We start from the raw sequence: 22,021 nt of genomic DNA, 5'->3' as shown, positions 1-22,021 counted from the left end.
ATGTCGAACAACGTTGACTCAAGACTATATAAAACTGGCGTGTCGGACGCTGCAGCACAAATAAAAAGCCGGATATTCCGGCTTTTTTAATATCTTGAATACTGATTTTTGAACCTTGAACCTTGAACCTTGAACCTTGAACCTTGAACCTTGAACCTTGAACCTTGAACCTCTTTACATCTTACTCAAAATCTCCTTTTTCAACGCATCGTATTCGCCTTGTAAAATCAAGCCATTGTCGAGGAGTTTTTTATAGTTCTGAAGCTTTTCAAACAGTTGTTCCGAGGTTTCGCCCGTCGGTTGCGGCGTGGTCTGCAACGGCGTGGGTTCTTCTTCCGGGTGTTGTTTTTCAAAACGATAGCCCGATTGCGCTACCGGAATAATCTCCGCAAAATCTGTCACTTCTTCGGCTTGGACTTCTTCAATTTCCGGTTCGGCCGGGGCGACGATTTCGGCTGCCGGGCCGGTCATGGTTTCTGGTGCTGGAGCAGCCACAGGCGATTTCAGTAATTCCAGCTGTTCTTTGGCAAAGGTGTAAATCTTGCGCGCCTGCGTTTTCGGGATGTAATCTATGGACACCTGAATGTCGGTCTTGGTGGAAAACGAAAATTCAGAGCCGAGGATGTTCTCCTTCACGAACGTACCAGCGATGTCTTCCCAAGCATAGTCGGTGAAATCCATGGACAGGCCGAGGTTTTTGGGCTCGCACAAAATGATGCGTTTGTTCGTGAGCACGATGCTGTCAGGGAAAACGGTAATGGCTGGCTTCTTCTGTACGCCGATGTAACCGATTTCTTCGCCCTTCATAAGCAAATCCTGCAATTTCGCAGTGATTTTCTCTACGGCTTTCGGGTCTTGTTCTTCGTTGAGGAAACTTTTGATGCTGTCTTTCATGGCCAATAAATTGTCTGCAAATTTACAACAAAACGTTACGCGCCGCCATTTATTTCGGCCTGAATTTTCTTCGTGAGGCTTTTGAAAACCAGCTGGTATGACGCGGCAATCAGCTCACGGATGAACTTGTCTGGCACGTCTTGGTTGACGGCAACCGTTACCCAATGTACTTTGTTCATGTGGTAACCGGGATTGATACCGTCATACGCCGCACACATTTCAGCATTGCGGTCGGGTTCGCCCTTGAGGTTGATGGACGGATTTCCGGCTTCCCATTCCTTGAGTGAGGAAAGCGCAAACATTTTCCCGCCAACCTTGAATACGAGCGTGTCTTCGTCAAACGGGAAATGCTCGGTGACGGCTTTTTGAGAAAGACAGAAATCGAAGTATTGTTGGATGTTCATGGGTTGGTGGCTGGTGGCTAGTGGCATAATTGTCAATTGTAAATTGTAAATTGTCATCTATCCATTGTTATTTACTTTTTCCATCATCTTCTCCGGGTGTGCCAGCGCCTTGAACCCGAATTTCTCGTACAGGAAATGGGCGTCTGAAGTGGCCAATCGCCAGATTTTTACCTGCTGCAACTGCGGTTCTTCCATCATGGCCTTGATGAGTAACGACGAGTAGCCTTTGCCGCGTTCTTGGGGTGTGATGAACACGTCCATGAGGTACGCGAATACGACATAGTCGGTCACGACGCGGGCGAACCCGATTTGCTGGCCGTGCAGGTAAATCCCGAAGCAGAACGAGGCGTCTATCGTGGTTTGGACTTCTTCCATGGTGCGGCCCGCCGCCCAGTAAATGTCTTTGAGAAAATGCTGGATGAACGGCACGTCGAGCTTTGATTTGTCGGTAGAAACTTCGATCATGGCTTACAAAATGGCGTACAAAATGGGTTTGCTTGGCGAAGCGTCATTCTCAAACGACGCGATTTGCAGGTTCAGCAGGTAACTGCCGTCTTCCACGTGGTCGGGCACATAAATCAATTCGGTGATCGTGGCATCGTGGCGCGTATCATCGTTGAGGTTGTTGACATCGGTAACCTTCCAGAAGGCTTTGTGCGCGAGCAGCTTGCCTTCGTCGTGTTCGCGGTCTACGCTGGGCAAATCAATGAGCAAATGCTTGACGCCAAGTTCGCGCAGGAATGCCGCGGCGGCATGGTCGAGATACGGCGGATTGGTGTTGGAATACTTTCGTGATTTTTTGGCGGTTTCGTTTGGCAACGTCCTGATGACGACGGCTTCGGGTGTTTTCCCTTCGAGTGCGGCGCGCATCTGGATGTTGGTGATGACATGGTCTTCGCCTTGTTCATACGGCTTCACGGAAATCAACTCGGCAGTGAAAAAGAACGTCTTGAGCGCTTGGTTGACGCTGTAAAAATCGCCCGTGATGTGACCCAAACATTCGGTGTGCGTACCGTGGCCGTGCGGGTTGAAAAAGATGTTGTTGAAATTCGTGGACGATTTCCCTTCCGATACTTTGCCTATCCAATCGACCATGCGCACCGGTGTGATTTCGGGTTTGTCCAGATACCACGCAATCGGGTTGTCGTCGGTATGGGTAAGCGGAATGGAAATATCTATGGGCTTTGACAAATCGACCTGGAAAGTCTTGCCGTCGTACTTGATGCTTGCGAACATAAATTCGTGAATTCGTGGCTAACCTTCCAAATTTACCAAAAACAAATCACTCGCCAGCCCATCGGAGAGGAACTTTCCTTTGGCCGTGGTTTTCAGTACGCGGTTTTCTATGACGAGCAATTCTTGTTGCAGGAAAATCTCAGACTGGGTTTCAAGATATTCGATTACATCTGCACCGAATTCCTGTTCAATCCGGTCGAGCGAAACGCCCCAAATCGTGCGCAAACCGGTCATGATGTATTCGTTGTAACGGTCTGTCATGGAAAGGATTTCGGTTTCAATCGGCAACCGATTTTCCGCGATGGCCTTGAGATACAAACTGTTGTTGGCCACGTTCCAACTGCGGGAATTGCCGTCATAACTGTGCGCCGACGGCCCAATGCCGAGGTATTTTTTGCCCAGCCAGTAGGCGGTGTTGTTGCGCGAAAAGTAACCGGGTTTGCCGAAATTGGACAATTCATAATGTACGAAACCTTCTCGGTCAAGCCTTTCATACAAAATCCTGAAATGCTCCGCGGCAGCTTCGTCTGACGGCGATGGGATTTCGCCCGTGGCCACCAGTTTGTGCAGGGTCGTTTTTGGCTCGACGGTGAGCGCATAACTGGAAATATGCGGTATGCCGAACGACAATGCGGTCTCGATATTCTGCCGCCATTTTTCGTCATCCATGCCGGGAATGCCGTATATCAAGTCGATGGAAATGTTGTCGAAATATTGCGCGGCCTCGCCTAGGGATTGCTTCGCTTCGGCGGCATTGTGCGCGCGGTTCATCAGCTTCAGATCTTCGTCGAAAAACGACTGGATGCCAATGCTCAAACGGTTGATGCGGCTGGCGGCCATTTGCGCAATACGTTCGTTGGACAAATCGTCGGGGTTGGCTTCGAGCGTGATTTCAGGATTGTCGGCCACGGTGAAATGGTAGTATACGGCGTTGATGATGTGGTTGATTTCGTCGGTCGACAACACACTGGGCGTGCCGCCGCCAAAGTAAATGGTTTCGATGGTTTCCGGCAGTTCGTCCTTGCGCAACTGGATTTCACGGATGAGCGCATCGACCATTTCCGTGCGCTTCTTCATCACCGTCGAAAAATGGAAATCGCAGTAGTGGCAGGCTTGCTTGCAGAAGGGGATGTGGATGTAGATGCCTGACATTTCAATTTGGGAATTTGAAAATTTGAACATTTGGAAGTGCGAATTCGCCTGAATCTACGACTGTGCCCAACCGGAAGAAAACTGCGTTCTTTAGTAAAATATTTCCCCTAGTCGCTGCCATCATCGCTACGTTTCAAATCATCGAACCCTATTCTCATTCTGCTTCACAAACGCATCCCAGCCCGAATAACTTTTCCCGCCGGTGACTTTGCCTGAGTTGAGAAAGTGACACACCGCAGCGGCCAAACCGTCGGTAGAATCGAGGTTTTTCGGGAGTGTTTTCAGCCCGAGCAATTGCTGCAGCATTTTCGCGACTTGTTCCTTGCTGGCGTTGCCGTTGCCCGTGATGGCCATCTTGATTTTCTTCGGCTCGTATTCCGTAATCGGGATTTGGCGAGACAGCCCGGCAGCCATCGCCACACCTTGCGCACGGCCAAGCTTGAGCATCGACTGGACATTTTTCCCGAAGAATGGCGCTTCAATCGCAATTTCGTCGGGGTGATGCGTCTCGATGAGTTCAATCGTGCGTTCGAAAATGACCTTGAGCTTCGTATAATGGTCGGCGTACTTCTCGAGGATAAGTTCGTTGAGCTGTATAAACTCCATCTGCTTTCCGACGACTTTAATTACGCCGAAACCCATGATGGTCGTGCCGGGATCGATACCGAGGATGATGCGTTCGTTGGCGGTCTTGTTGACGGAACTCATGGGCATATTTGATTGGGCATGACATCGGAAAAGTACAAATAAGTGCTTACTTTGCACCGATGTTTGCACTTCCCGACAAAACTAAGCAATTCCTGACAGCGGCCGTAAAACTTTTCATCATTGGGCTGGCGTTTTATTTCATTTGGTCGCGCTTGTCGGGCGGGCAATGGCAATTTTTCACCGAAACACTGCGGCAACATTTTTCCTGGCCGATTGTGTTCATGCTGGTTGTCCTTGCCTTCCTGAACCGCTTCCTGGAAATCCTCAAGTGGCAAAACTTGGTGTCTTGTTTCACATCGATCACGGTCGGCGAATCCACAAAACAAGTCTTGGGCGCGCTCACAGCATCGGTATTTACACCCAACGGCATCGGCGAATACGGTGCGAAAGCCTTGTATTTTGAACCGAAACGGGCCAGGAAAATCGTATTCCTGAACTTGCTGTGCAACGGCGCACAAATGCTCATCACGGTGGTTTTGGGCGTGGCCGGATTGCTCTATTTCAACTTCCGTTTCGGGATTCTCGGGACGCGCGTCATCTTTACGATTTTGGTTGGGGTCGGCGTCATTGCGGTTTTGGCGTATGCGTTCCGAAGCTTCACCGTGAAAGGTTATTCGTTCGAAAAAGCCTTGCAGAAAATGCATGACATCCCGAAAAAAATCCACCGCAAAAACCTCTTGTTGGCGTTGTGCCGTTATGCGTGTTTTTCGCACCAATATTTCCTGATTCTTTTGATGTTCGATACGGGATTGTCCTACCCGATTGCGATGGCCACGATTTGCAGCGTGTATTTCCTGTCGTCGTCGTTGCCCACGTTCCAATTTTTGGATTTTGCCGTAAAAGGCGGCGTGGCCGTGTATTTCTTCGGACTGCTGGGCGTAAACGATTTCATCCCGCTGTTCGCCACGACGCTCATTTGGCTGCTCAATGTGGTCTTGCCGGTATCCGTCGGAAGCTATTATGTCATTACCTTTAAACCCGTATGGAAACAGTAATCCTTTTGCTGCCGATGTACATGTTGCTGTACGTCGTGTATATCGTCCGGCTGATTTATGGTTTTTCGAAAGTGAAAACCGTACCTTTTGAAAACCTGACGCCGAAGACGACATTTTCGATTGTCGTGCCGTTCCGTAATGAATCGGGCAACCTTCCGGCGCTTCTGGACAGCATCAAGAAGCTCGATTATCCGGAAACGATGTTCGAAGTGATTTTCATCGACGATTTTTCCAAGGACGATTCAGAGCGGAAAATCTACAACTGGCGGATGGAAAATGGCCACTATCACGTGACGCTCATCGAAAGCGTGCGCCGCAGCAAATCCCCAAAAAAAGACGCCATCATGCGCGCCATCCCGATTGCCCAGCACGACTGGATTTTGACCACCGACGCCGATTGTATCCTTCCGGAAAACTGGCTACGCGCCTACAACGACTACATCCAGAAAACCAGTGCGGAGATGCTCGCCGGACCAGTGATTTACAAAGGAAAGACGCGTTTGAGCCACCATTTCCAGCAACTCGATTTCCTGAGTTTACAAGGCGCGACCATCGGCGGATTCGGGCTCGGAAAAGCTTTTATGTGCAATGGCGCAAATTTCGGCTACGCAAAAAAACTTTTCCACGACATCAAAGGCTTTTCAGGCAACGACCACACAGCCAGCGGCGACGACGTTTTCCTGTTGCAAAAGGCGATGACGGCGGCTCCGGAGAAAGTGCATTATCTCAAATCACGGGAAGCGATGGTCACGACCAAGCCCGCTGACGGATGGGTGTCGTTGTTTTTTCAGCGTGTGCGTTGGGCTTCGAAAGCCGTACAATACGAACATGAATTTGCCGAAACGCTTACTTGGGCGGTGTTTCTAGGAAATGTATCGCTATTGATTTTCGCGGCGATGGCTTTCATGGGCCAATTGCCTTGGCTGGTTCCGGCGGTTGTGTTCGCGGTTAAATTCGCGGTCGACGTTGTTTTGATGATCCAGGCCAATCGGTTTCTGCGCCGGGGCCGGTTTTTCTTCCCGATTTTGGGCAGTGTGATTTATCCTATTTTCAGCACACTCGTGGCGCTGTATTCCATCGTTGGGATTTACAAATGGAAAGGCCGCACGCTGCGCTGACTATTCCGATTTCAGGATAACTGGTAGGATGAATTGACTTTTCACGGGAACGCCGCGTTTCAAGGCAGGATTGATTTTAGGGAAATCGGCCAATCGCGTGCGCAGGATGCTGTCAATCTTCGCGGTATCGTAGGCTGTGGAATCTTTCGCGAATTGCGGTTCGAACGATAAGTGCGAATCCGGGAAAACGGTGACTTTCACTTCGATGGTATCGCGCTCCGGATACAGCTCGGCCAGGCTTTCCGGATCGAGCCGCATTTGCACTTGGCGCGACAAATATTCGAAGAAACAATTTTTCTGCACCGCCAAATCCTTGATGGTGTCGCATCCGGCCACCGACGGCAGCGCATCCACCTGATCCCAATCAATGGATTTCATCTCTTCTTGGAGCAACTGCTCTTTAGAAGGCACGCGCTCGATGTATTGGCACGAAGCGAACAGCAAAAAAAGTAACGAAATTTTTCTCATTTTTGGCATTGCGGATTTAAAAGTACGGTAATTTTTTAAAACTCCTATACAAATGGACATATTGCTGGTGTTGCTCGGATTGGTGTGTATGGTTTTGGGCCTGATTGGAAGTTTCCTGCCCGTTCTCCCCGGACCGCCGGTGTCGTGGCTCGGATTGCTGTTGCTTTATTTCACCGAAGCCGTTCCGATGAACTACTGGATTCTCGGAATCAGTCTGGTCGTAACCATTTTGATAACGGTGCTGGATTATGTCATTCCGGCCCAAGGCACCAAGAAATTCGGCGGAAGCAAATACGGCATTTGGGGAACATACATCGGTTTGATTGCTGGCATTTTCGTCCCCGTTCCTTTCGGCGCGGTCATCGGGCCGTTCCTGGGCGCGTTCATCGGTGAGTTGATTTACGATTCCAAAGACCACAAGCGCGCACTGAAGGCCGCGACCGGATCGTTCGTTGGGTTTCTGGCTTCTTCTTTCCTACAATTCGTGGTGTGCGCCACATTCTTTGGGTTGTTTCTTTACACGCTATTCGCCAACTTTGGCGCGTTCTTTTGACAAAAAAAGCCTCCCGATATCGAGAGGCTTTCTGTTATTTATCGGTGAACCGATATTATTTGATTACGAGTTTCTTCGTCGCTTTTTCCTGGGTTGATGTCGTGATTTCCAAGAAATACAGACCACTGCCCAAGCCGGAAACGTCGATCGTGTCGGCAGCGCCCGAAGCTTGTTTCGACAAGACTTTCTTGCCCAGTACGTCATAAACGGTAATGTCCGAAATGGTTTGCGTACCACTCAGGGAAACCGTTACGAGGTTGTCGGCCGGGTTCGGATACATCGCAAAGTTCGAGGCATCGTTGCGCGGCACGCCCAATGACTGGACGAAATGCGTCTCAAACGTATTGGTGATGATCGCAGGGTTGAAATCGAAATAAATCGACGCCGTGTTCTGGATGACATCGCCAACAGCATAACCCGCTTTTGGCTTCACCTTAAATTGTACGAAACCTTTTGCACCTTCCGGATTCGCGGTCGATGCCGGAAGCAGGATGTTATCGAAATTCCAAGTAAGCACATTGTCGGTGCGGTCCATCACATAATTGTGGCTGGCGGCTACCATTCTTACGGAAGTTTCATCGAGTTGTTCTTCGAGTACATCCGAAATCCTTACATTGAGCGCCGGAGCGGTTCCTGTATTTTCAAAACGGATCGTGTAATACAGGAAATCTTCCGAACCAAAATCGCTGAACAGGACATACTTGCCGCGCAATTCAGTCTTGTCGTTCGGGTCATAAGAACCGATGATGATTTGGCTACAGGTTGTCGAGTTGTTTTCTGGCGCGACATCTCCGGCCAACGGCGCTACGTCTGCGGAAGCGGTCAGGATTTGACCCAGCGCGACTGTCGGGATGGTTGGTACTTGCATCGTCGCCAAAACAGTACGCGATTCAAATGGCAGCAAATCGGTGAAATTCAGTGTAAACCCAGTGGTATTGGTTACTGCGTTTGGATCTGAAACGTTCAAGATGGACACTTCGGCCGGCTTGGTATAGGTTACGGTGCCCGATGTGGTCTGGCTTCCCAAATTCGTGTAACGAACCGTATGAGAATAATTGAATCCCGGATTTGGCTGCGCGCCCGGAATAATCGTCACCACCAAATCATTGTAAGCATTCGTGATGGTAACCGGGAAATAATATTCGGTCATGCCGCTGCCCGGAACAATTGGTACGTTGGCGTATGTGGCAGGCGATACGGCGTAATTCCCAGCATAAGTCGGGTCAACGTCAAAGCCAATGTCATAGGTGTTGGCCGCGTTCAAATCATAAATGCTGTATGTGCCCAGCGGCGAAGCAATGTGGTGCACGTCGCCGTTGTTATTCTTCTCGAAATGGAACTGGCCTAGGCTGAAGTTTGACTCACTGGAATCTTTCGTGCCATTGGCGTTACTGTCAAGGAATGCCGTCATCCGGATACCTGTGCAATCAATGTCGCCTGAGTTTGGCGCGCCGGCATTGGTCTGATTGATCGTGATGTAACCTGCTTGGTTCGAGAAATTCGTCACCATCAGCACATAATACTGTCCTGGTTGGGCATTCGGAATCGTAAAGTTCTCCGTAAACGCAGCCGAATAGCTGCAAGCCACTTGGTTGTTAACGTTAAGGAACGCGGCATTACACAAGTTTGTCTGCGTCGCAAATGGTCCCCAACAAATAAAATCGACATCGAGACCAGTGCCCAATGGTGATTGTTGTGAAATCTGGAAACTCAGGTTGCCCGCCACACTTACCGGCAAGTAGAACCAAGTTGGGTTTGGCTGTGTCGCAAGACAATCGTACGTCAAACTAGGATCTGCAGATCCGCTATTGGTCGTGTTCGCGAATGGAACGCCCAATGATCCGCAAAGGGAATTGGCCGATACGCATAAAGACGCCGCATTACAGTTTGAATTGGCGAACAACTGCAAGCTGTAAATGTTGTCGCAGTTTCCTGCAATACTTTCCCGGATGAAAATCGTAGTCTGTTGTGTGCCGTTTGTAACCGACATATTGAAAGCCGCCGGGTCTGGCAACGCGTTGGTCCCGGTTACCGATGTCGCATCAAGCGAATTGGTATAGAACGACAGCGGATTGGTCGTGTTGAGTTGTGCTGATATGGTCGTCAAATCAAAGGTCACGATACCATTGCCGTCGGTATCGCACTGGTACATCGGCGCAGGGGTAAATGCGCCTGGCACCACTTGACGCACGGTCAGGGCAAATTCAAAAGTCTGGAAGTCCGAGAATCCGATATGATTCAAACGGGCATAGACAATTGTGCTGGCCAAACCATTTTGTGTCACGCAATAGTTTGAAGGAGATGCGATGGCATTGGTCTGGTTGTTGGCATCGGCTAGCGTCGGATAATACGTAACGGTATAATCTGACGGACTGAGCGTGCCCAGAATATTTTGTGTATTGGACGTCAAATCAAAACACGCCGAAGCAGTGTCTGAACACATTTCCATATTGCCCGGGAAACCAGGTTGCGGTGTACACGGCATGGTCATAAAAGTGAATGGTCCGGTCCATTCAGACGAGTTTACTTCGCAATAGGACCGTATGTAAAATTGGTACTGCGTATCACAACTCAGTCCGGTGATGACGTAAGGGTTCGATGTACTCCAAATGGCTTGCGAAGTTGGCGTTGGTCCCGGAGCGCCAATCGGGACAACATATACTCCCCAAGAAGTAGCCGTACCGTTTTCAATCCAAGAAAGGACAGCACTATTTTCAGTAATGTTGGTAACGGTCAGCATCGACGGCGCCTCACATGGCCCGCCACAATCATTTACCAGAATGTTCACCATGCCTACGGATGTACAACCAAATGGGATACTTTGCGCCACATAATACAGCACTTGAGCAGCCGGCGTAATGTTTACATAATTGGTCCAAGACAACGGATTTACCTGTGCAAAAGCGTCGGTTTGGGTTTCGTAGAAAGCAATGGCAACGTTGTTAGGCGAGGTTTGCGTCAGGCCCCAAATCTGTTCGGCGATAGACCCCAAATCAATGTTCGAAAAGCCGTCGGAAATCCCGTCAAAATCACATTGCGTAAATGAAGTATCCGGCGCGCTTGGCGGTGGCAACACATTCACAAAGAAAAATCCGGTTTCAAAATTGGCCGGATTCGCATTTTCGGTGACGCGCACAAAAATGATTTGGGTGGAAGCAAACGCCATCGGGTCTGGCAACTGGCCAATACCTGCGTCGGCATCGCTCTGCGAAATGTGATACGTAACCGTGTATTCGTTTGGAGATTGACCGTTGAGCGCGATAAGCGTCTGGTCACCGAAGAAAATGTCTTGGCCGCCACAGACCGTAATGTCGGGAAGCGAGCCCACTTGTGCCGAAGCAATAGACAGGAAAAACACTGCAAAAAGCAGGAGTAATCGTTTTTTCATAGCTGATTGGTTTTAGTTAATGCCGCTGGTAAAACGGCACAGCAATATACAACTTTTTCCAATCCGCTAACACACAGGGAAATAAAAAGCAAAAAAGGCAATCAATTTTGAAGAGGAAAGCTATTCATTTCGGCGGTTATGGCTTCTTACAAAAAAAGCCTAAAAGCAAAAAAGCCCTCCAATTTAATGGAAAGCTTTTCATTGGTCTAACTACTAAACCTGAGGCTTGCGCCTCGAAACAACACAACTATCTTAATGCTTTTCCGAAAAAAAGCACTTCATATCTCAGAAGTGCTTCTCTCGATTTCGCGGTCTGGACGGGACTCGAACCCGCGACCTCCGCCGTGACAGGGCGGCATTCTAACCAACTGAACTACCAAACCTCGCGTAATGCGGATGCAAATATACTACTGAAATTCATTTCTGCAAGCAATTCGCAAAATTATTTTTGAATTAACATTCGGGCATTATCCGAACATCTGTTTTTCAACCAAATAAGTGGTCAAGATTTTTTCGAAACTGTCGCCAACGGCTACCGGCACGTACTTGATGCGGTTCTGTGCACACGTCAGAGACAGTCTTTTGAAGTACGCTTCTACACGTTTTTCATACTCGTCGCGTACATTGTCGGCGAAAATATCAATTGTCTCACCAGATTCCACGTCTATGAATTTGCGCGGCGCGTTGTCGAAATCAAACTTCAATTCCGTCTTGTCATCAATCACATGGAACAACACCACTTTATGTTTGTCGTGTTTCAAATGCTGCAACGCATTGAATAGCGCGGCTTCATCGGCAAACTGAAACATATCGGTAAAAACCATGATCATCGACCGGCGGTGCATCTTTTCGGCAATCTGGTGCAGGAACGTCACCGTATCCGTGGCCTTGCTTTCCCGTGGCGTCTCCAGCAATTGTTCCAACCGGTTGAGCAACATCCGGTGGTGACGATCGCTCCCTTTTTCGGGCGCGTAATATTCATAGCTGTCCGAGTAAATGCTCATGCCCACCGCGTCGCGCTGTTTCTTGAGCAAGTTCATCAACACCGCCGAAGCCAGCACCGAAAACCCGATCTTGCTCCTGAAAAACGGTTCGCCCGCAGGCAGTTTCGGGTAATGCATAGACGACGAGTTGTCAATGATCAAATGGCATCGCAAGTTCGTTTCTTCTTCAAACCGCTTGGTGTACAAACGATCGGTCTTCGCAAAAAGCTTCCAATCTATGTGTTTGGTACTTTCGCCCGAATTATACACTTTGTGCTCGGCGAACTCGGCCGAAAAACCATGGAACGGAGACTTGTGCATCCCGGAAATAAAGCCTTCCACCACTTGGTTGGCCAGCAATTCCAAGTGCGCAAAACTCGAAATCTTCTCAATTTCAGATTCAATCTTCATGTCCCAAATGTATTGAAAGATTGACGACTAAAAAACTAAAAGATTGCCAAATGGTTTTGGTTTGGGCGTTGCACGGCATCTAACATGCTGCCGACGGAATTCGCAAACAGGCCGCGCCGGGTCTTCGGCACTCGCTTTTGCTTAGACCCCAAAGGTTTTCAAAACCTTTGGGGTCTTGCAAAGAGCTCAGACAAAGCCTCAACCCCTAACGCGCCAGTGTGCGCCGCACGGAACTTTCTGGTTTTAAAAGAAAAAGCCCGGCTTGCGCCAGGCCAATTCAACCCAAAAAAACTAACTTTTACTTTCCCGCAGCTTGCAGCTTTGCTTCCAGCGCCTCAAGCCGTGCCTTGTATTCGTCGATTTGTAGCTGCTGCTCCTGAATCGCCTTGATCAACACCGGCACGAGCGACACATAGTCCACTGCCTTTGTCTGGTTGGCATCGTCGCCGGTTTTCACGATTTCCGGGATGACGGTTTCCACTTCCTGCGCAAGCAAACCTAAGTGCGGTTCTTTCTTGACGTCGGCGATGAAATGATACGCCACAGGCTTGAGTTTTTCAATCGCGTCGATACCGTACTGCAACGGTTCAATGTCTTCTTTGAGCCGCGCATCGCTTATGTTGATGAAATTGTCTGCGTAAATGTCATTGAACGCCGACGCCGCCGTACCAATATCATAAACCAAGTTCGCCGATGCAATAACGTCTCCGCCCAGGGTAAGTGTTCCGGCCGCAACACGTACATCGCCCAGGAAATACCCCGCAAAACTCCCTGCTTTCGGCACCACCGAATACACGCCGTATTGCGTGCCGCCCGCGCTCGTAGAGATGCTTACAAAATGACCGTATTTGTTTCCGGTGCCCGACGCCGATGACGAGATTGCGGTGTATGTTCCGTATTGAACGCCGTTTCCAGATCCGTCCATGTCGTTCCGTAACCCGTAAATTGCTCCCGTGCTATTGCCCGTAAATTCATTGTATAATCCGGTTCGGGTGCCGGCTCCAGTATTGGTAATTTCATTGTAAGTGCCGTAGAGATCACCGGTTCCGGTACCATCCAGTTCGGTATAAACCCCGTAATGATTGCCACTTCCGCTTCCCGAAAGTGTACTTCGCATTCCGTAGTGGATGCCATTCCCGTTAGACTGAATCGCATTTTCCACCCCATATTGCGGACCCGTGCCTATATTGAGGAAATTATAGGTTCCGGTGTGCTTTCCTGATCCAGAACCCACCAACCCGTTCGACGTGCCGTAATGGGTATTGTCGCCAGAATTGTTGATGACGCTTCTGTAGCCAGCCTGTTGGCCTGATCCAGACCCTGAAAGTTGCGTGTCGTGTCCGGTATGCGTACCGCTACCGTTGCCCCAAAGGCTAGACTTTACTGCGGTGTGTTCGCCGTTGCCTGAATTGTCAATGTATGTATAGGTCCCGGTTTGCTGTCCGGCGCCCACACCGCCCAAATCATTGTAAACCCCAAAATGATTGCTGCCACCGCTGTTGTCAATGTCATTTCGTACCCCATATTGGGTTCCGGTACCTGAGCCGCCCAATACATTATACGTACCGGCATGTACCCCGTTTCCTGTTCCTGAAAAATCATGAAAACTGCCATAATGTGGCCCGCTGCCGGGACTAGCATTTGCGATGTACGTGCCGTAATGTGTGCCCGTTCCGTTTACGCTGCCGTTGATCCAAGTATAATTGGAAGCCAAAATGCCGTTGCCCGCCGCGAAGTAATTGTTGAACATGCCTATATGGTTGCCATTGCCGGTGCTCGAGAATTCGTTGGCAACGCCCGTCAGGTTTCCTGTACCAGCGGTAAACCGATTGACAGTGCCTGCACGTCCGCCGCCGCCAGCACCCGAAAACGTATTGTCCAGCCCGTAATGTTCCGCGCTGTTGGAATTCGTGAAAACGTTCTGCACACCCAGTTGGTTGCCCGTGCCCACTCCGCCCAGCTCATGATACGCGCCGTAATGGATACCGCTGCCTACACCGTAATTTGAAATATAACTGCCGTAGTGCGGTCCGTTGCCCGTAACACCCGCGTTGATCCATGTGTAAGCCGCGGCCAGCGTGCCGTTGCCGCCCGTAAAATAATTGTTGAACATGCCAATCTGGTTGCCGTTGCCGATGCTTCCCGCAAATTGGTTGGCCATGCCGGTCAAATGTCCGCTGCCATTGGAAAAATCATTACGCACACCCATTTTTGCACCTGTGCCCGCGCCCGAAAAGAAATTTTCCGCACCAATATGCTGGCCCGTGCCCGAATTCGAGAAAATAGACTGTGCCCCATATTGCCCGCCGTTTCCAGTGCCGCCAAGCTCTTGATAAGCCCCGAAGTGATTTCCGCCGCCGGGACTGAAGTTGTTGGTGAACGTTCCGTACTGCGCGCCCGTTCCCAAGACGCTGTTCCTGATTTCGGTATATGCGCCTGCCAAGATGCCGTTGCCGCCCGCAAAATAACTGTTGTAGGCCGCCAACTGGTTGCCGTTCCCGACGTTGGTGCTGAATTCGGTCCAATTACCCGTCAGGTTGCCGCTTCCGGCCGTAAACTGATTCAATATGCCCGTATGATAACCGCTTCCGGCACCTTCCAGCAAATTCCAGGAACCAAGATGGGTACCTGTGCCATTGCCGTTCATGCGGTTCACCGTTCCGTATTGGCCGGCCGGATCGTCACTGTTGATATGGAACAACGCGCCACGCTTGATGCCTGTTCCCGCATTGGCGATCGAAGCCACAAAGCCGCGCTGTTCGCCAGAACTTGCGCCCGAGATCGTGGCATAAAATGCAGTTTGCTGCCCCGACCCCGTATGGTTGATCACACCGTCGAAAGCACGTTGCATGCCGCTTCCGTTGCCCTGAAGCGTGGTTTGCGAACCGATATGCGTGCCCGTGCCCGAATTCTGGATGCTCGTAGATTGCCCAATGAGGTTGCCGTCGCCGGTACCGGTCATGGCGGTTTGTACACCAAGTATGTCTGTCGCCGTATCCACAACCAAGTCGAGTTTGGCTGCGGGAACATTTGTGCCCACGCCCACGCGGCCCAACCGGTAAGCGTCGTCGGTAATCAAATCCGGCGCTGTGATCGTACTTTGCTCAAACCAGTCGGCATCGGTTTTTCCGGTGATGCCGATCCAAGTCAGCGTAGTGTTGTCCCAGTAATAAAATCCGGGCGGGTTTGCCCCAACGGTGTTTTTCAGATAGACCATCATGCCTTGCTGGCTGGCGGTTGGGTTTGTTGCCGGGAATGCGTCGATTTTAGGAATCAGCAATCCGTCGGTGGCGGCTGGTGTGGCTTCGTTGGACGTCTTTATTTCCAACAGCGCATTGGGTGTCGTGGTGTTGACACCAACTTGTCCGTAGGCCGAAAATAGTACGAACAAGGCCGTGAGTTGTACAATCTTCTTCATTGTTTCTTGGGTTTAGACATCGAAATTCGGCCATTTAAGTAGTTGATTAAGGCGCATTTATACCAACGGCGATTTTATTATACCAACGGCAGCGGCTGGGATATTTTTCCTATTTTTGAAGGAACTGCAACGGTATGAAAACCTGGAAATGCCTTATCGCCGACGACGAAGATGTAGACCGTCTGATGGTGTTGTCTTTCGCCAAACGATTTGCCGAACTTGAGATTGTCGGGGTGTGCGCGTCCGCAGACGAAGCGCTGTCGGTCATCGAAAAACAGCCGGTTGACATTTTGTTTCTCGACATCGACATGCCCGGCGGCAGCGGTCTGGAATTGCGTCGGAAAGCGTCGGAAATCCCGGCTTGCGTGTTCATCACCGGCCATGCAGATTACGCGGTGGACACTTTTGAACTCGATACGCTCGATTTCATCGTCAAGCCATTGCGGTTTGAGCGTTTCGAAAAAGCCATGCAGCGCGTCACGGATTATCTGGCGTTGCACGAAAAAGCCGCTTTGTACGACTTCAGTTTCGGGACAGATTCCATTACCATTAAGGAAGGCCACGATCAGGTCAAGCTCAATGTCGCGGATATCGTCTGTCTGGAAGCGCTGAAAGACTATACTTTATTGGTGACGCCGCGCAAGAAATATTGCGTGTGGTCTAACCTCGGCAATCTGCTCAAGCAAGCGCCGTTCGAGGTTTTCACGCGTGTCCACAAGAGTTATGCGGTGCGTCCGCAATTGGTCGAAAAAATCACCGCACAGGACGTTGAACTCCGTGGCGGCATCAAAATCCCGATAGGCCGCAGCTTTAAGGAAACCGTAAAAGCGATGTTATGAGAAACGCCTTGAAGATGCTCGTACTGCTTATACCGTTTTTGGCGTCTGCCCAATTTAACGAGTCGCAAGCCGACTCGATAATCAGGTTGTTGCCGAATATGAAACGGGATACCACCAAAGCCCGGTTAATGGTCGACGTGGCGCGGTCTATATCCCGCACAAATTCTGATCTCGGATTTAAATATGGTCGGGAAGCACTAACTCTTTCACAACAATTAAATTGGAACGAAGGCATCGCCGAGGCGCAGTACATCATCGGGAGCAACTATTTGTACATCTCAAAGTACGACGACGCCATCAGTACCTATGAAAAGGGCTTGAAATACGCCACCAAAGAAAAACAGAAAAGCCGCTTGTATTTGTCCATCTCGAATGCCTATGTGAACCTCAGCCAATATCCAAAAGCGTTGGACTATTCATTCAAAGCATTGAAAATCCGCGAAAATTCCAGCGACAAAAAGGGCGTTGGGCGAATACTCGTTAACATCGGTGAAATTTACAACTTGCTGCTGCAGCCAGACAAAGCACTCGAAAGCTTACGCCGTGCAAATCAGATTTTCGACGAGATTGATGAGCAGCAAAAACGCATGGAATTGTACCGTGCCATGGCCGTGTCTTACAACAACAAGCGCGATCCGAAAAAATCAATCGCTTATTTCGAGAAAGCCTATGGTTATTGCGGCGGCGAAACCAATCGACACATGTGCGCGGCGTTGCTTTCCGATATCGCGCTGGTGTATTTTGACACCAATGAATACGACAAAGTCATTCAATACTCGAAAGCGTCCATCGCCGCAGACACCATTGCTTCCTCCGATGTCCGAAATACAGCATTCAGCTACGGCGTCATTGGCGACGCCTACATTGAATTGGCCAGGCAGCAAAACAATAAAAAGCTGCTGGACAGCGCCGTGACCTATTTGAACCGGGCAGTAAAAATGCACCGCGAAATGAAATCCTGGCAAAGCCTTTACGACGATTACACCAGTTTGTGGCAAGCGCACAAAAGCCGCGGGAATTATGCGGAATCGTTAGCCAGCCACGAACTGGCGATGGCCTACAAAGACTCGATTTTCAACGCAGACAATCGCGAAACCATCAAAAACCTTGAAGACAAACGCGCCATCGAACTGCGCGACAAGGAAATCAAGATCAACAACCTGAAGCTCGAGGCGAAAGAAAGACAGAAATGGATTTTGGTGGCCGGTTTGGTGTTGCTGGGATGCATCGGATTGCTGTTGTATAAGCAAAGCCGCAACCGCCGCAAGAACAACGAAAAGCTCAAGTCGCTCAACCTTGAACTCGATCAGGCCAACAAGGTCAGGGCGAGATTCTTCAGCATCTTAAACCATGACTTGCGCAGCCCGGTGTACAGCCTCGTGCATTACCTGCAATTGCTCAAGGACAGCCCGGAATTGCTCGATGACCAGATGAAGCGCAACATCGAAACCAAGAACATGGCCGCGGCGGAAAACCTGCTGCAATCCATGGAAGATTTGTTGTTGTGGAGCAAAAGCCAGATGGAACGCTTCAAGCCTGAATTTATGGCCGTGCCGTTGGCGCAATTGTTTGCTGATGTGGAAAGCCATTTTACCGGTTCCGAGGTGCGGTTCGAAGTTGACCTTGAAGACCGCGAACTCGCCTTCGACACCGACCGGAATTACCTGTTGACCATATTGCGCAATATTTCCGGAAACGCAATCAAGGCCTTGGAACACACGCCGAACCCCACGATTATACTCAAGGCCAGAAGCCAGCATGGTGCACGATACATCTGGGTCAGCGACAATGGTCCGGGTGCGGGCGACGGCGCTTTCCGGGCGTTGTACGACGAAACTGAAACGTTGGGGATTTCGTCGGGCTTGGGATTGCACATCATCCGGGACATGGCGGCGGCGATTAACTGCAAGGTTTCCGTTGATTCGCAACCGGGCGTTGGAACGAAGTTTATTTTGTCTTTCGATTCGGCGTAAAAAGAAAAGGCCTGATTTGCACCAGACCGATTCAACCCAAAAAAACTATTCTCTATTTTTCCAGCTTTTCCTCAATGGCCTTAAGCCTGGATTCAAGCATATTTATCTTTTCTTGCTGTGCCTTGGCCACTTCAATCAACAGCGGTGTGATGGCGGCATAATTGACGAAGTATTCCCCGCTTTCATTTTGCTGCACGGCTTCGGGCAGGACTTTTTGTACTTCCTGTGCCAGGACGCCGCTATTGGAAACTGGTTTTTGGCCTTTCTCGATTTCTTGTGCGGCCAATTTGAATTGGTACGTATAGCCGCCAATAGCCATTATTTTTTCAAGGGCATGATCAATTTTGCGGATGTTGTCCTTCTTGGTCATGTCGGACACTTGTACGTAATTGCCGTTGCTGTCAACGTATGCCCGCTCTGCGCTGTTGTCATACGGATTGCCGTTGTTGTCTGTCCAGTTGTCTTCGTCAAGGATGCGCAAGAGCCTGCCGCCGTCGCCCGGTGACCAGATGGCAATATTGTCGCCGTCGCCGCGGATGCCGCCGGTTTCGTTGCCGCTGTTTGCATCGGTAGTCGACATCATGAAATACCCAGTTCCGCTACCGAAATTAAGGTTATTGTCGTCGTTGTGGTTGAAGAGATTGCTGTTCTTGATTTGCATTTCATTGCCTGCGACGGATGTTGACTTCACCCTAAAATTTCCGTTAGCACGTAATAAATCGGTACTGAAATCGCCGTAAATCAATGGTGCCGCTGTGCTGCTGTTGTCGATATATAATTTGTTTGAACCGGTTTCGGATGCGCCTGCATTAAAACCCAGGGCGACATTACCCGAGCCAGTTGAATTGCTGAACAACGCGCCTACACCGACACCCGTATTGTATGAACCTGTGGTATTGCTATATAATGCATTGACACCCAATCCGGAGTTTTGTAAACCCGATGTAATAGCGAACATGGATTGCGATCCGATACCGGTATTCAATGTTCCTGTATTGTTGGCCGAAGTCGTTGACCCGCGCATGGCGTAATATCCGACAGCTGTATTGTAAGCCGAAAATGGCGTCGTGGTGTTATTGGCATAAATCATCGCACTTTCTCCTACCGCCGTAATGTAATTCCCCGCAACGTTAGCGCTGGCGGCGGCGTAACCCACTGCGACATTATTGCGTCCTGACCTGTTTCCACTAAGTGCATTGCCTCCAACTGCGGTGTTATATGAACCCGATGATGTGCTTCTTGCCGACCCGTAACCAAGAGCCGTATTGTTGCTTCCGGTATTCTCAGCATTCGTAACTGATCCCATCAGCGATTCCATGCCGATAGCGGTATGAAACGCCCCAAAATTTCCGCCACCCGGATAATCCTGATTGTACATCGCATGATAGCCCACGGCAGTACACCAACTTAAACCTCTACTGTTAGGCAACGCCTCGGTACCCAATACCGTGTTCATGCTGCCGTCTACATTAGCCGAAAGCGCACCCGAACCAATCGCTACATTTTCATTGCCAAAATCATTATCCCTCAATGCGTCTTTCCCGACCGCGACACAATTGTTGCCGTACCAGTTTGCTGACAAAGCATTGTAACCGAAGGCCGCATTGTCCAATCCTTGACCGCTTATATTTGCTGGCGCTACCAACGCATTGACGCCAAATGACGTGTTGTTTGTGGCAAGCCGGCCAGACATTACATTAAACCTGCGAAATATGACGTCCATATCATTTGTACTGCCCATAAACTGACCGCCGAATGTCGATACGGTGTTGCCAGTTAACCCCCAAGCTATGCCATTAGCACTTCCCCAAGAAACAGTTCCAAAGCTGTCGATTATCGGAATCTGGCCGGTGGTGCCGCGCGTCGCAGGCAAAATATAGCTGTTGGCGGCCGTTGTTCCGATGGAAACCCGTCCGAGGAAATAAGCCGCGTAACCGGTAGCTTTCAATACATCTGAATATACGCCATAGTGAATTTCCGGGCCGGCCGTAGAAAAAATCTTATTGTAACTGCCATACTTGGTTCCGGTTCCGGTATTCGTGATGTAATTGTAAGTACCGTACTGCTCGCCGTTCCCGTTACCGGACAATGTATTTGACGTGCCTTTGTGATTGCCTAATCCGGTGTTGTCGATCAAGTTTTCAGTACCGGTTTGTTCTCCGACACCTGTTGATGTGAGCCAGTTCCGCGTACCGAAATGCGAGCCACTGCCGATTCCGTTCAAATAGTTCTGCGTTCCGTAATGCGTATTGTTGCCGGTTGCCGATATCAAATTTTCAATTCCGTACTGAATACCGGCTGAACTGCCACTCAGGATATTTTCGACACCATATCGTTGAATGCCGCCGCTTCCGTTAATGTTGTTATACAATCCGTAATGGACACCGTTGCCTGAATTGGTGATTTCGTTGTAGACACCACGGACGTTTCCGACCGATGAACCCGCGAATGTAGAAGCCATTCCCGTTTCTTCCATCGCACCATTGTTGTTTGAGAATGTGTTGGTAACGCCGGTATGGAATCCGCCGGTGGAATTCGACATCACGGTTTTCAGTCCGGTTTTGTCACCGATTCCCGCGGCCGTCATCGAATTGTTTACGCCAAGATAAGAGGCGGCATTGGGGTTGGAAAATGCGTTAAAAATGCCGTAAGCCAGGCCTGCACCCAATCCTGCAAGGCTATTGTTTATCCCGACTTTGGTTCCAGTTCCGCCGGTCGCGATGTTCGAGTTGACGCCATAAGTATCGGCAGATGACGTGCCGCCGATGGTATTCTGCAAACCCGTTCCGACCGTACCCGAGCCCGGTATTACGGAAGTCGAAATGCCTTGGATAATTCCGGTCGCGAAACTACCCGATATTTCAGAACGGATGCTGCTGGTTGTGCTGCCGTCGATCGCATTGGAATGTTTGGCGCGCATCGCATAAATTTTTCCCGCAGCTGCTTCGTCGATGTCTAATTTGTAGGTCGGCGTGACATTGCCAATCCCGACATTGCCCGAGTGGAACATCGCATCGGTAATTGCATCGGGCGGCGTTGTCGTGCCGACTTCGTAAAAATCGGCATCGGCTGTAGCGCTTCCGCCGACACTTTTCCAGCTTGTCGACGGCTGATCCCAATAATAAAATCCGGGTTGGTCCGCTCCCGAAACCGTCGTTAAAAAAACCATCATGCCGTTTTGTGCCGCCGTCGGATTCATAGCGGGAAACGCATTGACACGCGGCACCAAAATACCATCGGTGTTGCTTGGAGTGGCCGGATTTGCGGCCGGAATGTCGAGGCTTGCGTTTGGTGTTGTCGTGCCAACGCCGACCTGTGCGGTGATGGTGACTGAAAACAGCAAAGCCATCAGGAGTAATTGGTTTTTACGCACGCTTTTCAGCTTGCCTTTTTTAATCTGCGTTTTCATGGGTTTGAAAATTTGGAATACAAAGTTGCGTCGCACATACCTTGTAAGGAACAGCGGCCAGACGAGCGAAAG

Annotated in this window: 16 protein-coding genes and 1 tRNA gene; 5 read left to right on the top strand and 12 right to left on the bottom strand. The window is 50.0% G+C overall.

Features of this window, described 5'->3' with window-relative positions:
• Positions 1 to 174 precede the first annotated feature (174 nt).
• From ACM9J1_RS04935 to ruvC, 6 genes are all read right to left on the bottom strand, one after another.
• Entirely contained in the window at positions 175 to 894 is a 720-nt protein-coding gene (locus ACM9J1_RS04935) for a PH domain-containing protein (protein WP_415580837.1), read from the bottom strand.
• A gap of 35 nt (positions 895 to 929) precedes the next feature.
• The gene (locus ACM9J1_RS04930; RefSeq protein ID WP_415581000.1) at positions 930 to 1,298 is read right to left on the bottom strand and encodes an MmcQ/YjbR family DNA-binding protein; all 369 of its coding nucleotides are present in this window, start codon (positions 1,296 to 1,298) and stop codon (positions 930 to 932) included.
• A gap of 57 nt (positions 1,299 to 1,355) precedes the next feature.
• Positions 1,356 to 1,763: a GNAT family N-acetyltransferase gene (locus ACM9J1_RS04925; RefSeq protein ID WP_415580836.1), complete on the bottom strand. Its 408-nt coding sequence runs from the start codon at positions 1,761 to 1,763 to the stop codon at positions 1,356 to 1,358.
• 3 nt (positions 1,764 to 1,766) lie between these two features.
• The gene (locus ACM9J1_RS04920; RefSeq protein WP_415580834.1) at positions 1,767 to 2,534 is read right to left on the bottom strand and encodes a cyclase family protein; all 768 of its coding nucleotides are present in this window, start codon (positions 2,532 to 2,534) and stop codon (positions 1,767 to 1,769) included.
• Between the two features lie 18 nt (positions 2,535 to 2,552).
• Positions 2,553 to 3,686: a radical SAM family heme chaperone HemW gene (gene hemW / locus ACM9J1_RS04915; protein ID WP_415580833.1), complete on the bottom strand. Its 1,134-nt coding sequence runs from the start codon at positions 3,684 to 3,686 to the stop codon at positions 2,553 to 2,555.
• A gap of 138 nt (positions 3,687 to 3,824) precedes the next feature.
• Positions 3,825 to 4,394: a crossover junction endodeoxyribonuclease RuvC gene (gene ruvC, locus ACM9J1_RS04910; RefSeq protein WP_415580832.1), complete on the bottom strand. Its 570-nt coding sequence runs from the start codon at positions 4,392 to 4,394 to the stop codon at positions 3,825 to 3,827.
• A 59-nt stretch (positions 4,395 to 4,453) separates the two neighbouring features.
• Between ruvC and ACM9J1_RS04905 the strand changes: the two genes are divergently transcribed.
• On the top strand, positions 4,454 to 5,389 hold the full coding sequence (locus ACM9J1_RS04905; protein ID WP_415580831.1) for a hypothetical protein: 936 nt from the start codon (positions 4,454 to 4,456) through the stop codon (positions 5,387 to 5,389).
• On the top strand, positions 5,377 to 6,507 hold the full coding sequence (locus tag ACM9J1_RS04900; protein ID WP_415580830.1) for a glycosyltransferase family 2 protein: 1,131 nt from the start codon (positions 5,377 to 5,379) through the stop codon (positions 6,505 to 6,507). Before ACM9J1_RS04905 ends, ACM9J1_RS04900 begins: the two co-directional genes overlap by 13 nt.
• On the opposite strand, the gene ACM9J1_RS04895 is transcribed toward ACM9J1_RS04900, so the two are convergent.
• Positions 6,508 to 6,975 carry a hypothetical protein gene (locus ACM9J1_RS04895; protein WP_415580829.1) on the bottom strand — a complete coding sequence of 156 codons (468 nt, stop codon included), beginning with the start codon at positions 6,973 to 6,975 and terminating at the stop codon, positions 6,508 to 6,510.
• Between the two features lie 52 nt (positions 6,976 to 7,027).
• Between ACM9J1_RS04895 and ACM9J1_RS04890 the strand changes: the two genes are divergently transcribed.
• Entirely contained in the window at positions 7,028 to 7,528 is a 501-nt protein-coding gene (locus ACM9J1_RS04890; RefSeq protein ID WP_415580828.1) for a DUF456 domain-containing protein, read from the top strand.
• Positions 7,529 to 7,583: 55 nt separating this feature from the next.
• Here ACM9J1_RS04890 and ACM9J1_RS04885 read toward each other — a convergent pair whose 3' ends face one another.
• The 4 genes from ACM9J1_RS04885 to ACM9J1_RS04870 form a co-directional block, all read right to left on the bottom strand.
• Entirely contained in the window at positions 7,584 to 10,916 is a 3,333-nt protein-coding gene (locus tag ACM9J1_RS04885) for a T9SS type A sorting domain-containing protein (protein WP_415580827.1), read from the bottom strand.
• 309 nt (positions 10,917 to 11,225) lie between these two features.
• Positions 11,226 to 11,299, bottom strand: a tRNA-Asp gene (locus ACM9J1_RS04880).
• An 84-nt stretch (positions 11,300 to 11,383) separates the two neighbouring features.
• Positions 11,384 to 12,310, bottom strand: coding sequence for a DUF58 domain-containing protein (locus tag ACM9J1_RS04875; RefSeq protein WP_415580826.1), 927 nt, complete (start codon positions 12,308 to 12,310; stop codon positions 11,384 to 11,386).
• 298 nt (positions 12,311 to 12,608) lie between these two features.
• Positions 12,609 to 15,728: a tail fiber domain-containing protein gene (locus ACM9J1_RS04870; RefSeq protein WP_415580825.1), complete on the bottom strand. Its 3,120-nt coding sequence runs from the start codon at positions 15,726 to 15,728 to the stop codon at positions 12,609 to 12,611.
• Positions 15,729 to 15,862: 134 nt separating this feature from the next.
• On the opposite strand from ACM9J1_RS04870, the gene ACM9J1_RS04865 reads away from it, so the two are divergent.
• Both ACM9J1_RS04865 and ACM9J1_RS04860 read left to right on the top strand, forming a co-directional pair.
• Positions 15,863 to 16,567 (top strand): LytR/AlgR family response regulator transcription factor, encoded by a 705-nt coding sequence (locus tag ACM9J1_RS04865; protein WP_415580824.1) that lies wholly within the window; start codon positions 15,863 to 15,865, stop codon positions 16,565 to 16,567.
• Positions 16,564 to 18,540 carry a tetratricopeptide repeat-containing sensor histidine kinase gene (locus tag ACM9J1_RS04860; RefSeq protein WP_415580823.1) on the top strand — a complete coding sequence of 659 codons (1,977 nt, stop codon included), beginning with the start codon at positions 16,564 to 16,566 and terminating at the stop codon, positions 18,538 to 18,540. The genes ACM9J1_RS04865 and ACM9J1_RS04860 overlap by 4 nt, the downstream gene beginning before the upstream one ends.
• Positions 18,541 to 18,592: 52 nt before the next feature.
• Here the strand turns inward: ACM9J1_RS04860 and ACM9J1_RS04855 are convergent, their stop codons facing one another.
• A complete protein-coding gene (locus tag ACM9J1_RS04855; RefSeq protein ID WP_415580822.1) occupies positions 18,593 to 21,949 on the bottom strand; it encodes a tail fiber domain-containing protein in 3,357 nt (1,118 codons plus the stop codon).
• Positions 21,950 to 22,021 lie beyond the last annotated feature (72 nt).

Source organism: Flavobacterium longum, from assembly GCF_965137575.1.
Lineage (GTDB): Bacteria > Bacteroidota > Bacteroidia > Flavobacteriales > Flavobacteriaceae > Flavobacterium > Flavobacterium longum.
This window is presented reverse-complemented; position numbering and strand designations above follow the sequence as displayed.

Excerpts from the sequence above, each read along its gene's own strand:
- ACM9J1_RS04860 (WP_415580823.1), top strand. The coding sequence starts at position 16,564 with ATGAGAAACGCCTTGAAGATGCTCGTACTGCTTATACCGTTTTTGGCG.
- ruvC (WP_415580832.1), bottom strand. The coding sequence starts at position 4,394 with ATGAGTTCCGTCAACAAGACCGCCAACGAACGCATCATCCTCGGTATC.
- ACM9J1_RS04855 (WP_415580822.1), bottom strand. The coding sequence starts at position 21,949 with ATGAAAACGCAGATTAAAAAAGGCAAGCTGAAAAGCGTGCGTAAAAAC.
- ACM9J1_RS04930 (WP_415581000.1), bottom strand. The coding sequence starts at position 1,298 with ATGAACATCCAACAATACTTCGATTTCTGTCTTTCTCAAAAAGCCGTC.
- ACM9J1_RS04875 (WP_415580826.1), bottom strand. The coding sequence starts at position 12,310 with ATGAAGATTGAATCTGAAATTGAGAAGATTTCGAGTTTTGCGCACTTG.
- ACM9J1_RS04900 (WP_415580830.1), top strand. The coding sequence starts at position 5,377 with ATGGAAACAGTAATCCTTTTGCTGCCGATGTACATGTTGCTGTACGTC.
- ACM9J1_RS04935 (WP_415580837.1), bottom strand. The coding sequence starts at position 894 with ATGAAAGACAGCATCAAAAGTTTCCTCAACGAAGAACAAGACCCGAAA.
- ACM9J1_RS04865 (WP_415580824.1), top strand. The coding sequence starts at position 15,863 with ATGAAAACCTGGAAATGCCTTATCGCCGACGACGAAGATGTAGACCGT.
- ACM9J1_RS04925 (WP_415580836.1), bottom strand. The coding sequence starts at position 1,763 with ATGATCGAAGTTTCTACCGACAAATCAAAGCTCGACGTGCCGTTCATC.
- hemW (WP_415580833.1), bottom strand. The coding sequence starts at position 3,686 with ATGTCAGGCATCTACATCCACATCCCCTTCTGCAAGCAAGCCTGCCAC.
- ACM9J1_RS04870 (WP_415580825.1), bottom strand. The coding sequence starts at position 15,728 with ATGAAGAAGATTGTACAACTCACGGCCTTGTTCGTACTATTTTCGGCC.
- ACM9J1_RS04890 (WP_415580828.1), top strand. The coding sequence starts at position 7,028 with ATGGACATATTGCTGGTGTTGCTCGGATTGGTGTGTATGGTTTTGGGC.
- ACM9J1_RS04895 (WP_415580829.1), bottom strand. The coding sequence starts at position 6,975 with ATGAGAAAAATTTCGTTACTTTTTTTGCTGTTCGCTTCGTGCCAATAC.
- ACM9J1_RS04920 (WP_415580834.1), bottom strand. The coding sequence starts at position 2,534 with ATGTTCGCAAGCATCAAGTACGACGGCAAGACTTTCCAGGTCGATTTG.
- ACM9J1_RS04885 (WP_415580827.1), bottom strand. The coding sequence starts at position 10,916 with ATGAAAAAACGATTACTCCTGCTTTTTGCAGTGTTTTTCCTGTCTATT.
- ACM9J1_RS04905 (WP_415580831.1), top strand. The coding sequence starts at position 4,454 with ATGTTTGCACTTCCCGACAAAACTAAGCAATTCCTGACAGCGGCCGTA.